The sequence below is a fragment of the Cupriavidus taiwanensis genome, assembly GCF_900250075.1.
In the GTDB taxonomy this organism is placed as follows: domain Bacteria; phylum Pseudomonadota; class Gammaproteobacteria; order Burkholderiales; family Burkholderiaceae; genus Cupriavidus; species Cupriavidus taiwanensis_C.
In genome coordinates, this window is the sequence record NZ_LT977071.1 from 2,310,771 (window position 1) to 2,322,697 (window position 11,927).

Annotated in this window: 11 protein-coding genes; 4 read left to right on the forward strand and 7 right to left on the reverse strand. The window is 56.5% G+C overall.

Annotated features, from left to right (window positions below; genetic code table 11):
* Positions 1-7 precede the first annotated feature (7 nt).
* Positions 8-943: a LysR family transcriptional regulator gene (locus tag CBM2588_RS26775; RefSeq protein WP_115683286.1), complete on the forward strand. Its 936-nt coding sequence runs from the start codon at positions 8-10 to the stop codon at positions 941-943.
* A gap of 105 nt (positions 944-1,048) precedes the next feature.
* The gene (locus CBM2588_RS26780) at positions 1,049-1,276 is read left to right on the forward strand and encodes a DUF3820 family protein (protein ID WP_115683287.1); all 228 of its coding nucleotides are present in this window, start codon (positions 1,049-1,051) and stop codon (positions 1,274-1,276) included.
* 312 nt (positions 1,277-1,588) lie between these two features.
* On the opposite strand, the gene CBM2588_RS26785 is transcribed toward CBM2588_RS26780, so the two are convergent.
* The 3 genes from CBM2588_RS26785 to CBM2588_RS26795 all read right to left on the reverse strand — a co-directional run bounded on the left by CBM2588_RS26785 (position 1,589) and on the right by CBM2588_RS26795 (position 4,690).
* A complete protein-coding gene (locus CBM2588_RS26785) occupies positions 1,589-2,524 on the reverse strand; it encodes a hypothetical protein (RefSeq protein WP_147298440.1) in 936 nt (311 codons plus the stop codon).
* A 533-nt stretch (positions 2,525-3,057) separates the two neighbouring features.
* Positions 3,058-3,330 (reverse strand): hypothetical protein, encoded by a 273-nt coding sequence (locus CBM2588_RS26790; protein ID WP_197717973.1) that lies wholly within the window; start codon positions 3,328-3,330, stop codon positions 3,058-3,060.
* Positions 3,331-4,219: 889 nt separating this feature from the next.
* Complete coding sequence (locus tag CBM2588_RS26795; protein ID WP_147298441.1) at positions 4,220-4,690, reverse strand: hypothetical protein; 471 nt, start codon at positions 4,688-4,690, stop codon at positions 4,220-4,222.
* A gap of 26 nt (positions 4,691-4,716) precedes the next feature.
* Here CBM2588_RS26795 and mauJ point away from each other — a divergent pair, with 26 nt between their 5' ends.
* Positions 4,717-6,030: a methylamine utilization protein MauJ gene (mauJ, locus tag CBM2588_RS26800; RefSeq protein WP_147298442.1), complete on the forward strand. Its 1,314-nt coding sequence runs from the start codon at positions 4,717-4,719 to the stop codon at positions 6,028-6,030.
* A gap of 321 nt (positions 6,031-6,351) precedes the next feature.
* Here the strand turns inward: mauJ and CBM2588_RS26805 are convergent, their stop codons facing one another.
* The 3 genes from CBM2588_RS26805 to CBM2588_RS31140 form a co-directional block, all read right to left on the reverse strand.
* Positions 6,352-8,106: a retron Ec67 family RNA-directed DNA polymerase/endonuclease gene (locus tag CBM2588_RS26805; RefSeq protein ID WP_172583672.1), complete on the reverse strand. Its 1,755-nt coding sequence runs from the start codon at positions 8,104-8,106 to the stop codon at positions 6,352-6,354.
* A 468-nt stretch (positions 8,107-8,574) separates the two neighbouring features.
* Positions 8,575-8,904, reverse strand: a complete 330-nt coding sequence (locus CBM2588_RS26810; RefSeq protein ID WP_197717974.1) for a helix-turn-helix domain-containing protein — start codon at positions 8,902-8,904, stop codon at positions 8,575-8,577.
* A 94-nt stretch (positions 8,905-8,998) separates the two neighbouring features.
* On the reverse strand, positions 8,999-9,475 hold the full coding sequence (locus tag CBM2588_RS31140) for a DUF559 domain-containing protein (RefSeq protein WP_231942287.1): 477 nt from the start codon (positions 9,473-9,475) through the stop codon (positions 8,999-9,001).
* A gap of 138 nt (positions 9,476-9,613) precedes the next feature.
* On the opposite strand from CBM2588_RS31140, the gene CBM2588_RS26820 reads away from it, so the two are divergent.
* On the forward strand, positions 9,614-10,435 hold the full coding sequence (locus CBM2588_RS26820; protein WP_147298443.1) for a hypothetical protein: 822 nt from the start codon (positions 9,614-9,616) through the stop codon (positions 10,433-10,435).
* A gap of 983 nt (positions 10,436-11,418) precedes the next feature.
* On the opposite strand, the gene CBM2588_RS31145 is transcribed toward CBM2588_RS26820, so the two are convergent.
* On the reverse strand, positions 11,419-11,826 hold the full coding sequence (locus CBM2588_RS31145; RefSeq protein WP_231942288.1) for a hypothetical protein: 408 nt from the start codon (positions 11,824-11,826) through the stop codon (positions 11,419-11,421).
* Positions 11,827-11,927: the final 101 nt, after the last annotated feature.

Below are 11,927 nucleotides of genomic sequence, written 5' to 3' on the forward strand. Positions count from 1 at the left end.
TTTCCTGATGCCTGTCTCCCGCATCTCGCTGCGGCGGTTGCGCTACTTCGCCGCGACCGCGGAAACCGGCAGCACCACGGCGGCGGCGCGGCTGCTGAACGTGTCGCAGCCGTCCATCTCCGTGGCCATCCGCGAGCTGGAGACGCTGTTCGAGGAAGCCCTGTTCGCCCGCGACGCCGGCGCGCGCATGACCCTGACCCGCTTCGGCGCGCGCAAGCTGGCGGAAGCGCGCCACATCCTGGGCGCGGCCACGGCGTTTGAAGTCGACAAGCGCGGCGACGGCGCGGCCGGCGAAGTGCAGCTCGGGGTGTTCCGCACGCTGGCGCCGGTCTACCTGCCGGTGGTGCTGCGCATGGCGCGCGAGCGTTATCCGAACCTGGCGGTGCGTTTTGTCGAGGGCGACCTGGCCCAGCTGGAAGACTGGCTGCATGGCGGGCAGATCGAACTGGCGCTGAGCTACGACGTCGGCATGCCCGAGGACCTCGAGCGCGAACGGCTGGCCGAGCTGCGGCCCTACGGCCTGGTGCCCGCCGGCTCGCGGCTGGCACGGCGCCGTGGCAGCATCTCGCTGCACGACCTGGCCCAGGAGCCGCTGATCCTGATCGACCTGCCGCACAGCCGCGAATTCCTGATGGCGCCGTTCTGGCAATACGGGCTGCAGCCCGAGGTGCGCTACCGCGCGACCTCGCTGGAGCTGGCGCGCGGCATGGTGGCCAACGGCCTGGGCGTGGCGCTGCTGATCACGCAGGCACCCGCATCATCCCAGATCGCCGCCGTGGTGGAAAAACCGATACGCGAAGAGACCGTGCGCCAGCCGCTGGTGATCGCCCGCGCGGCGCGCGCCACGCGGTCCCGTGCGTCGGAACTGCTGGCCGAATGCGTGCGCGCCGCCGTGGCGGAGGCAACCGCCGCCTCGGCCCGTGCGCGCCCCCGCGCTTCCTGAGCCCGGCTACCGCGGGCGCGACTGTGGTAGCGTGGCGCTTTCCGCCTGGCTTGCTCCCATGCCCGATTTCGACGCCGACGCCCTGAACGGCTGGTCACCGTCACCATGCCCTTTGGCAAGCACAAAGGCACGCTGATCGCCGACCTGCCTGGCAATTACCTGAACTGGTTCGCGCGCGAAGGCTTTCCGCCGGGACAGATCGGCGCGCTGCTGGCGCTGATGCATGAACTGGATCACAACGGGCTGGCGTATTTGCTGAAGCCGTTGCGGGGCCACGTGTCAGCTAAACCATTTTCTTGGTCGAGAATAAACGATATTGCTGGACTTTCTTGAGGGGCCGGGTGCAGAGCCCGTCTCTAACGTAAAGCGTATCGCTTGATTTCATGTACAAAATAAAGCATTTCATTGGATTTCGCGCACAGCCATGACCGCAGTGCCTTATCGCATGCAGACCAGTGGCTGCCTGACGATTCGCTACCGGAGAATTCTTCTATGCGTGTACCCCGCTTTGAGTTCGAAGCTCAATGAGGGGCTGGGTCCGCTTGCTGCGCTCAACCTCAGGTCTGATAATCACGTGCCAGTGGTGCCATCCAGAGACAACCTATGACCGGTAGTGGCGTTGAGCAACGTTGAACCACCGCCGCTCTACCTTTGATATTGGCCATTCCAGTAGATGTGGTCAAAGGAATCAATGAGGAGCTCAAATTTTTCATCCAGAGCCACAGGCAGGCCATATGCATACCACTCGACGTCTCGGTCAACTGTAGCAAGTTGTTCCATCTCTTCCAGTGCTCGCAAATGGCTGGTTGGAGCGTCAGGTGCTAGGCTTCTGCTAACTTTGACCTCAAAGGGTGCGATGCCGCTTAACGGCTTGGGCCAAGAATCCACGTCCTTTATAACCAAGTAGTCGCCTTCGGCCCGAATCTTCCCGGAGCCGTAGTACACGCGTTCCTCGCCGCGGGGCTTCAGCTTACTGCCTTGAAACGCATTCCCATACGTCAGCCTCTGTCCATAAAGCGACAATGCATGTGCGTTGAGAGTTGTGCGGAAACTCTCGTTGTACTTGGCTGTCCCCCGTGTGAGGTTGGCTGTCACGGCTCGGTCATATGCATGCTTCCGAAGACGCTTGTAGGCCTGAATGATGGGCCGAAGCTGGGATGTGGTGTAGCGGCTCGATATAGTCTTGTCCGCAGCAATCAGCCTGCGACGCCGGGCAATTTCTGTCTCGTCTGGCGGCGGTCCGTCCCCATCGTCTCCAGGTTTGCGCACTCTGGACGCCTTCCGCCGCTTCACTAAAGCCTCGGGGAGTTCAATTTCTCCAACCACCGTTCGTTTCGGCTCGGCTGACGAGACAGTTTTGCCAACAGCTCCCTCTTCACCGGCCTCACCATTGCATGAGCCTCGATGGGCAGTTTTGTTCGGCAACTTGAAATGGGGAGCCTTTACGCACTCTGTGACGATGCACCTGTCCTCGTATGGGACCTCGCAGAACGGGCATCTATAAGGGCCGTACGAATCGCCGGTCTCCTCAAAGATTTGCTTGAACTCCGACGCGCTACGCACATCCCCGTAGTTGTTCATCCCAAGCGAACTCAAACTGGCCTCCATTTACTGTCAAGGCGGGCCCAGAAAAGCTGTCCGCCTCCAAGGCCCAACTCGCGGGTAGCAATGCTCCGCAAGTGCAATATCGGACGCTTCCTTTAAAATTTGAGTCAACTTTCAGCGCTAAGCACGCCGCCGCATCCCTGTCCTTCAGGGCAAAGCGAGATACTGTATATTCATACAGCATCAATCTCGCTCGAGGCAATGCTCCCAGAAACCTGCGTATTTCCCGTTGTGCGGCGCTGCCGCGGAGCGGTAGCGGCTCGCACACTAGGGAGCAGCGCTGTGAAAACGCCCGATGCTCGCATACATACTCTTAGTGGACAGTCGTGGCTCCTACCGCGCACGCCCCCAACGTGATGTTGGTGGATTTGCAAGCTGGGCATAGCGTGATGCCGGTGGAGACCACTCTGGTAGGCCGGGAACTAGCTATCCCGCCGGCGAGAGGTGTTGCTATCCCTGCAGAGGGCAACCAGGAACCGAAAACAACTGGCTGCCCGCCGGACTCGCACTCAGCGCGCAATGGAGGTTAGCTCTGCCAAGACAGTGTCCTTGAACGACTCAAAGACGACCCAGTTGTTGAACTGAGCGCTCCAGTAACCCCAGCCGCGGCAAATCGGCTCTACGAGCTCGCGAACTGGCTCGCAGATGGGATGGAAGACCGCGATGTTGTTTATCGGCAATTCCCGAACTCGCACTACGACACCCAGCACCGAAAACGTCCATACTCCGTCTCGCTGAAACATATGACCCTCCATCGTTGAAAGAGAGGTCAGGCTAGTCATCGAGGTGCTATCAAAACAGTCAAAAACAGTGGGAACAACTGTGACACACGGAAACAACTCCTTAAAAATCAGTGCCATAGGCGAATTACCAGGCGACGAACAGCATCCGACTTCCACCGAGGAAGAGGCAGCCTTGACGGCGTTCCTGGGCTTCTTCTGCCGGCCTGAGAAACGAGAAACCTGGGCGGTGAAGATGGCACGCGCCCTCGCCTCTGCCGCGCTCGAAAGAGTACAAAGTGGTAAGCCACGCGTTGAGCTCAACTCGGCATACGTTGTTGAAATGCTTAGGCAGGACATAGCACCAGAATCCGGCACAAGCTGGTTGTCCGGTATATGGACCACGCTAAAGACTCGCCTGGACCAGCGCGAGGCTGGCATGCAGGACACAGTCCGCCAAGCCGGCCTGGCCTATTACGCCTGGCCAAGAAAGACTGGCAGCAGCGGTGGTGCCGGCAATAGTTCTACCTACGCCATGGAGTTCATCCGGCTTCCGGATGCAGAAGGAGAGTCCGTACCCCTACCTGCAGGTGGCATAGCTTACGTTCGCGACGTGACGCTACGACCGGCATTCTGGGTACATCGGCTGGTCGCAGCCGGCTTCGCGCTGAAAGGATGGCGCCGCAACCTGTTTCTTACATATGGCTTAGGCGGCCTGGCGTTAGTTGGCTGCTGGCTTTTGGTCCTCTGGTTGATTATCACCACGCAGATGGCGCGACTCACGACCGGCGAGCTTTCCACGCTAGTGCTACTCGCCGCGATGGTGGCCTGGCTGGGATACACCTTTCTCCGTCCATTCTGGACACTAATAGACCGGCGGATAATCATGGCGCCCGATGTCCTGGTCTCCCTGCGAGAGCGAGGCGTTCAGCTCGAAGCAGCAAAAGAAACTTCAGATGATGGACAGTCTGTTCGGATAATCCGCCTGGTCCGATACTCTGGGCGCTGCCCACTCTGCGGCGAAGACGTGCACCTGCAAGATGGTCGAAAGGAATTTCCCGGCAGGCTGGTCGGGCGGTGCGATGAGCACCCCGCCGAACACGTCTACTCGTTCGACAGGTATACGCGAATGGGCCACCTTCTGAGATAAGAATGCTTCGACAACTGTTTCTGATTGCAAACACTCTTGACGCCACTTGCTACGCGCTTGCCAATCTTCGGTTTCAAGGTAGGCATCATTCCAGCACAGGGGCGTGCCTTCAGTATCCATCTCCGTCCAGGTCGTAGCTGACTTGCACTCCAGGGCGGCTGCCAGCTTTTCGCCCGCGGCCACATTGACAACGCCAAGGACCTCTCGCTCCGTATGGCTAGCGTAGTTGACGAGGTCCTCATCCGTCCCTGTACTATTCGCACGATGGCTCATTTCCCTTGTCCGAATACGAGGCAATCATGGTGAAACCGTACCTTCGAGACCTCAGAGCAGACGCGACTGCTCTACTCAACAAAGGGGGGATGTGGGTCGTCGGCGGAGTCGAAGGCAGCGTAGCGTGGCCCAAAGTTGCCCAAGTCGTGCCATTCGATGGCATGGATTTCATTCTCCGACCTGCAGAAGGCAACCGAATGGCCACCATTGCCTTCAACGCAGGCCTCTACCGACTCAATGTCACGCAAGGCCAAGCACGGATACTGAAGCTCGCGACCGCATTGGCCTGGAGCGATGGAGGAAGTCTGGAAGTGACCAGTTGGGTCAGCGGCGGCAATCCAATTGGACTTGGGAAATGGCGCGGCAATGTAGTGCGGGATTTCATTCGCGGCGATGACCTGCCGTACGCCCTATCGGAAGAAGCCTGGGTTGCCCTGGCGCTCTTCCGAGAAGGAGTCGCATCAAAAAACGTGTTCTATTCGTTCCTCAGTCTATTCAAGGTCATCGGGTCGATTCACCGCGATGGACGAAAGAGAGAGGACTGGTTCCGAGCGCATCTGGGCAACTTGGACTCGGAGGACGCAATCAAGCGCTATGACGAACTACATGCAACCGGAATCGACGTAGCAAAATACCTTTTCATGGAAGGCAGAAATGCCATCGCGCATGCGGAGAAGGAAGTCTTCGTAAACCCCGACGAGCCTCTCGACTACGAGCGAATCTCGCGAGACCTTCCGGTTGTTCGCAATCTGGCTGAGATTGCTATAGAGGAGCAGTTTGGGCTGCTGCGCAGAAGAACCCGGTACCACTCGAGGGGCTTGGACATAGTGGGCTTCAAAGAAGCCATCGGACAAGAACTCTGGCAGATGCTCCTAGAAAAGTCCCCGGAGGTCGAGGGGCGCAACATAGAACTTCCTGACACCGTAGCCCTTGTAGCCCGTCGGGATGCAGCTATCCACGTCTATGAAGGCATGCGGTTCGGCCCTATTGGTCCGGATGACAAGGGCATCCGGTTCCTCCTGACCGACGCCAGCGAGACTGTTCAGTTCAGCATTGGGCTCAACCTACAAGAGGAGGAGCTATTCTTCGAGGCGCTCGAGGACATGGGTATCAGGCGGGAACCTGAGTCGGTTGACGGCATTGACCGGCTCATTAAGTACCTCAATTTTCAGTTTTGCCTATTCTGCAATGGTTGCGTTGAGGTTTGGGATGAGAAAACGGGCTTACTGCTCGGAAAAGCGCCACCTTACATGCTCGAAAACATGATGATTGACTTCGACAGGCACAAGGCGCAAATCGCGCAGCTCGAAGCGCGCAAGGCTGAGCTGATGAAAGCCTAGTCCGGCGGTCAATGTTGGCCGCTCTTCGCACAGCTAAAGCCTCGAGTAACCGCTCTACCTGTCCATCTCGGTCGCGGAACCCGCAAATTGCAGCCCGAATCGCCCGACGACAGGACAGCCAGGGACGGAATACTGCCGCTTCTTGCGAGCGTGGTCGTCACGCGCTCTAAATTCTCGAACCGGGCAACAGGCGGAGGCTCTTTGCGTATCTATCCGAATTTGTCCAGATATTCGACCTGCGGGCAATTGCGCGATATACGCGCCACGGTGCACGAGTGCCCCTTTCCCCGAGCCCACCCCGAAAGTCTCGGCAGCTATGCCCTAGGGCTTGGCTGCGTGAATAGTCAATACATCGTTTATTCTGTCCAGAATTGCAGCAAAGTTCGAAAAATCGATACTCTTCTGGCCCTTTTTGACAACGTGCTCGGCAAAAAGGTGCTTACCGTACTGGGTGGCCGCGTCAAACTTATCAGCCCTGCTAAATTTTTTCCCGTTGAGTACGGTGTCTAATACTTTCTTCTCAAAGAAATCTTCAATCGCTGTCGGATTCCCCCCCAGCATTGGAACCGGAACAATGTATAAATTGTCGCGCACGAAATAGTACGGTTTGCTTCCGTCAATGGTATCTTTGCTTTTGATGGCGCTCCTTATAGCGGAATATATGCGATTTGCACCAGAGTCGTTGTCTATAAGTATGATGACCGGATTTCTCTTGCCATCGTGCTTAAAGCCTTTGAACTCAGAGCCGTATTTTGCGATGAAATCGCACATATCTCCGGTTCCTCCCCCAAGATGGAGAATGCGGTCCGCCACCTTTGAGTGGCTAAAAAAGTCAATCTTAAACTCGATTTCGCCGCTTTTCTTTTTTGCGGCTAGCGCTGGATATTTGGCGAACAGCTGACGAAGTGCGCAACGAATATAGACGTTGTCAGTTTTTCCCTCGCAAAATATGAGTGGCTGAACAGGGCGGAAGAACTGCGTAAAAACAAGAAATCTACGATAAATCCGTGCGGGGCCGTCCATATCGTCCAGACTGCTGCGAGGCAACTTATAGTCTGGGACTCCATTATTTTTTGGAGTATCTCTGCATTCCTCAAAATGGCGCACCGAATCGATAAAACTGAGCATTCCTCTAAGCTGCGCCTCAGAGCCTTTTGCTACTGCCTCAGTCCATGCACCACTGTCATCGCGAAAAACTTTCCGGATTTGAAATTCTCCCCGGGTGACCAAAGCGTGCACCATTGCACGGACATTCTTTACGTATTCCGTGCGAACGTTCACCTTTGAATTGACTATGACGCCCGTGACGTCCTGCCGGAAGTCCTTAAATTGCATCCGAGTCTTTGCGAAATTCAACTCGAAGCCACAGCGACGAATTTCGCGTATAAGCTTCGTTCCGGGTGACCATTGGGTCGTATCGCCCATTCGGGTCGCAATTAGCGCAGGAAATTCTTTCTTGTTCGTGGAAAACGTTAAATCGTCCGCATACCGAGAATAATGACAGCCAACTTTTGCCGCAAACTGCGCCATGCGAATATCAAGCACATGCCCGATAAGATTAGATATCGCAGGTGAGCATGGACTACCTTGCGGCAATACTTTATTGTGACACGCAATTTGAGCAATGGTGCGAGCCACGGCGGAGTTCAATTGAAACTCTCTATGTTTTTCGAAGAAACGCCAAACCCTACCAAAATTGATAGTTCCGAAGAAATCTTGAAGGTCTATATTGAAAACGTAGCGTCGTCCACGATGGGCGGCAGCATTTGTCATAATCGAATGCTTGCGCCGAAAACCGTGCGATAACGATTTCTTTATGCCTCGTGTCGAATTTATTTCCGCCGCGCAATCTTCAAGAAGATGGGCCAAATGTTTTTGTAATTTTTTTAGCTCAGGAATCGGCGCACTAATCGTGCGCAATCCGCCTGACCGCTTCTTAATTTGGAAATCCGTATATTTTATACTATCTGGAATTCCATGAACGACGTAAGCCAGGCCCTTTGCTCTGTAGCCAAGCACTTGTGCAAGGGTGTGCAAGGAATTGGCGGCCTTTAGGCTAGCAAGACGGGTAGTCATTCTTGATTTTGTGCTTTTAAGGCGGGCGCTACGGACACTCTCTGGCAGCGACGATTCACGGCACATTGCTACATTGACGCAAAGGCAATCTTCCCTTGCATGACTTCCACCTGTCGCGAAACACGACAATAAATCTATCCGCAGGCCCAGGAAGAGCATATCACGGGATTCAAGGGAAGACTCCCCCCTAAGAGCAGGGAGTTTTCGTCGCCCCCCCAAAGGCAAAGACCCCTGCGTGGTTTCAGATATTACTGGGTTATATAGCTCCGCGAACACTGCAACGCCTACCTACGGCCAATGCCATGCTTTATGATGCGATACGCTAGGCGATTTCCTTTTGATTTTCAGGTGGCGGCTCAACAGGTGGACTCCAACTCCTACCTAGTGAAAAGAAATGGCTATCGCCTGTGTCGCCTCAAGCGTCACCGGCTGCTGCGCCTTCGGCTCCGGGCGATGTTTCACTCCAGTTCAGTCCGGCTTCTTGAGTCGTGGCTTGCTGGCCCGCTGACGCGGCGCCGCAGTTCGGGTCAGCATGAGCGGATTGATGGTTGGAACTGGAGCAATAGTCTCGAACCACTGTTCGCGCCCGAGAGCACGAACGGCCTGGATAAGAGTGTGCAGCGATGAGCCGCTGCCGCTCTCGAGATTCCGCAACGTACGAACACTGATGCCTGCCCGAGCGGCAAGCGTGGCTTGGTCCAGGTTCCGGTGTACCCTGAGTTTTTTCAATCGCTCGCCAAGCTCGGCCTCAATCTCCTGCGGAGTGAGCTGCCCTCGTGCACTGCTCGGCGTCTTCATAGCGCTCCCCCGAAATCCGCTTGCTCGGACCATCCGCGACAACCGGCATCATTATGCCTCTTAAGCCGAAATATCCCAAATAAGAGGCAGGATGTTACCGGTTATCGGCGGACGCCGGCGCTGCGCGGAGCAGCACGCGCACGAAGCGGTCCAGCTGGGCGTGACATGACAACGAAGCTGAAGGGGAAGAAACCAAAGTTGCAGCTGAGACATAGCCAGCCCTGATGGTTGAATGTCTCGGACCGAGGACAGACAGAGACCACTTCCGCCAGAACGTCCAGCCCGCACGCTCCAGAATGCGCTGACGGTTCATGTCACTCTGCCAGCGGTCAGGCCCGTGGTACGCGTCTCCGTCGCATTCTACCGCGAGGCGTGCATCATTGGCACCTTCCACCACCATATCCAGCCGATACGCTCCGCTCTTCACCTGAGGGATGACGCGGTAGTCGCGCTGCACGAGCATCGTGAATACCTCGCGCTCGAATCCAGATTCGCACAGCTTGATGAGGTTCCCCTGGTCGTCCACGTCTTGCGCGACTTTTGGCTTGCTGAAGTGCTCGAGCAAGGTCATGCGAATGTCCCCCTTCCGCTCATCCAGGACGATAAGCAGGTGTGGCCTCTTGAGTCTTGACTTGCTAGCACGCTGACAGGGGGACGCGTCGGCCCACGCCTGTGCGATGATAAGTACTCCATTTTCGCGGACTCCTCCATGGCAAACGAACACGCAGGGCTTCTGAATTCGGTTCTCGTTCGGCTCGGCCGCAATATCCTGCTATTCCAGCAGATTGAATCGGGATTGAAGTTCATGCTCCCGTATATGCACCCGAAAGGGAGCGCTGAAAGTGACGATGCCTTCGGCAGGTTTCGGGAGAAGACCAAGGGCCAAACGCTAGGGCAGCTAGTGGAAAACTTCCAGGAGTCGATGAGAACGGACACCGACACCCTGAAGCGGTATCTCAAGCGAATTGTGGAGCAGCGCAATCAGCTCGTTCATCATTTCCATGAGATGCCTGGCGTGTCGCTGTGGACCGTGGCCGGCTGCCGTGCCGCGATACACATTCTCGACGAGCAGCATCGCGAGGCAGAACCGCTCCAGGACATGCTCCATGCACTAGGTGTCAGCCTGGGAGCATCGATGGCCAAGGACTACCCTGAGTTGGCGACCATCTACACGGCACTAAAGCAGCAGCTCCCGGCCCATGTCGAGTATGTCGACCTGTCAGACCCGTGCGAGACGAATTGGCCCACCACTCGCATCGTCCGGGCTCTCCAGGAAGCCGAATCTCAGACCGAGCCCGTGAACGGCATGACATCGTTGGCCCTTGCCGGGGTCTTCCTCCGCTCGCTCGACGCTGAGCTAACTCCACAGGCGCATGGCGTCAGCAAGCTCAAACGCATCCTTAAACTGTCAGGGGCTTTTGACATCGTCGAATACCGTCCGCACGAGGCTGCGGAGCCCATCACGCTCTATCGTAGCAAGCCCGCCGGCAGGCTTGGCCCTGCGCCGGCCCATCAGCCGAGGACCACTTGAGGACCTCCAAGACACCGCGAGGGGTCACTTTGCTCATGTATCTGCTCAGAATCTGCTCATTATTGAGCAGATTCAACGCAATGAGCAAATGCCCCCGATTTTGAGCAGATTTGCGCTCGTCAAGTGGAGCACAAGCGCTAGCGGCACGTCGCACGAGGCCTTCTATCGAGAAGTACGCTCCACAATAGGACGGGGAACACGAAGAGGACGTCCTTGACATAGGGGAGTCACCAAGTCGGTGGACTGATGGCTATTCGTCGAATCCGTGCCGAGCAACACATATCCGCAGTACATGTGCCACCTCGCCCGGACGCCCATACCACCACCATCATTTATGTCCATTCCAGACCGGGTCCGAGTCTTCATCCCACGCAGGAGCGAACTCGACGTTCCTCCATTTCGGGTGGCTTCTGTCGAACGGCGTCCCGGGACCTTCTCGCGGACGGTCGTAGCGATATATCCATCCTGGCAGATTGGATTTCGACATTTCATCGTAGCGCGCCATAAACGCAGCAGTGGACATGTGCGGCGCATCTCGCAAAAATTCGTGCCCCTCAAGCTCGCAGTCTGGCGTCCATATCAGCCATGTGTGTTTGTAGAATCTCGGTGGCGTGCTCGGTAGGTGCCCGAGGCAAAAGCTCAGAGTTTCGGGCTGGTCGCGTTCCCAGTTCGCCAAGGTCGGTAGTCGCATAGTGGGTCGGTTTTCGGGGTCAGACTTGTCGCGCAAGAAGGTCGAGGCGAGGAGCCGTCAATCGTCATCGCCACACCGGACCAGGGCCGTGAGTTGATTGCCGTTCCCGTACACACGTAGTCGCGAATCGAATGTCTTATCAAGTTGAGGATTGTAGATTCCAACCATTCTCCCGCCCGCGTAGGCGAACTGCTTCCCCTCGCCGTCAGTCCGGATGAAGCCGATTACTTTCAATGCGCTGTCGCGAAATATAGGTTGTGTTCACAACGCCTCCATTCCGTCGTCTTACTGCTTAGAAGTTTTCGGCCCAACGGTCCCAGAACCCAGGCTCATCATGGTGAGCGTTCTGCATGGCACGTTCCAGCGCGACGATATAGAACTTGACGTCATCAAAGCGCATCGTGCCATCCGCGTGCTCCAGGAATGCCTGAACCTTCCGGTACTGTGCGTCGGCTTCGTCAAACGGAACGTCAACATAAATCTCCCCGGCGTATGAGCGCATCACCGTCTCCGACGCGAATGGCCCACACTCGCACCAGGAGATGTGCTCGTTGTCGAGCCACTGTGTAATGCGTACCCGGCTGTCAAGCCGTCTGTAGTCCGCGTAGTGAGGCCGCTTCGCCTTCACAAAGTCGAGATAGAGGACGTCCCGCTTCATTCTTCGCGCAATTGCGTCGATGTGTTCAAGGACTTGGGGCATGGCATTTCATCCGTGTGATGTGAGCGGAATCGCCCTGTTGCTGTGGCTGAGCACCATGATGCTGGACAATTAGGACAAAACTTGTCCCAATCGGCCGATAG

Coding starts and splice junctions, on each gene's coding strand:
- CBM2588_RS26820 (WP_147298443.1), top strand. CDS start 9,614: ATGGCAAACGAACACGCAGGGCTTCTGAATTCGGTTCTCGTTCGGCTC.
- CBM2588_RS26795 (WP_147298441.1), bottom strand. CDS start 4,690: ATGAGCCATCGTGCGAATAGTACAGGGACGGATGAGGACCTCGTCAAC.
- CBM2588_RS26805 (WP_172583672.1), bottom strand. CDS start 8,106: ATGACTACCCGTCTTGCTAGCCTAAAGGCCGCCAATTCCTTGCACACC.
- CBM2588_RS26775 (WP_115683286.1), top strand. CDS start 8: ATGCCTGTCTCCCGCATCTCGCTGCGGCGGTTGCGCTACTTCGCCGCG.
- CBM2588_RS31140 (WP_231942287.1), bottom strand. CDS start 9,475: ATGACCTTGCTCGAGCACTTCAGCAAGCCAAAAGTCGCGCAAGACGTG.
- mauJ (WP_147298442.1), top strand. CDS start 4,717: ATGGTGAAACCGTACCTTCGAGACCTCAGAGCAGACGCGACTGCTCTA.
- CBM2588_RS26780 (WP_115683287.1), top strand. CDS start 1,049: ATGCCCTTTGGCAAGCACAAAGGCACGCTGATCGCCGACCTGCCTGGC.
- CBM2588_RS26785 (WP_147298440.1), bottom strand. CDS start 2,524: ATGAACAACTACGGGGATGTGCGTAGCGCGTCGGAGTTCAAGCAAATC.
- CBM2588_RS31145 (WP_231942288.1), bottom strand. CDS start 11,826: ATGCCCCAAGTCCTTGAACACATCGACGCAATTGCGCGAAGAATGAAG.
- CBM2588_RS26790 (WP_197717973.1), bottom strand. CDS start 3,330: ATGACTAGCCTGACCTCTCTTTCAACGATGGAGGGTCATATGTTTCAG.
- CBM2588_RS26810 (WP_197717974.1), bottom strand. CDS start 8,904: ATGAAGACGCCGAGCAGTGCACGAGGGCAGCTCACTCCGCAGGAGATT.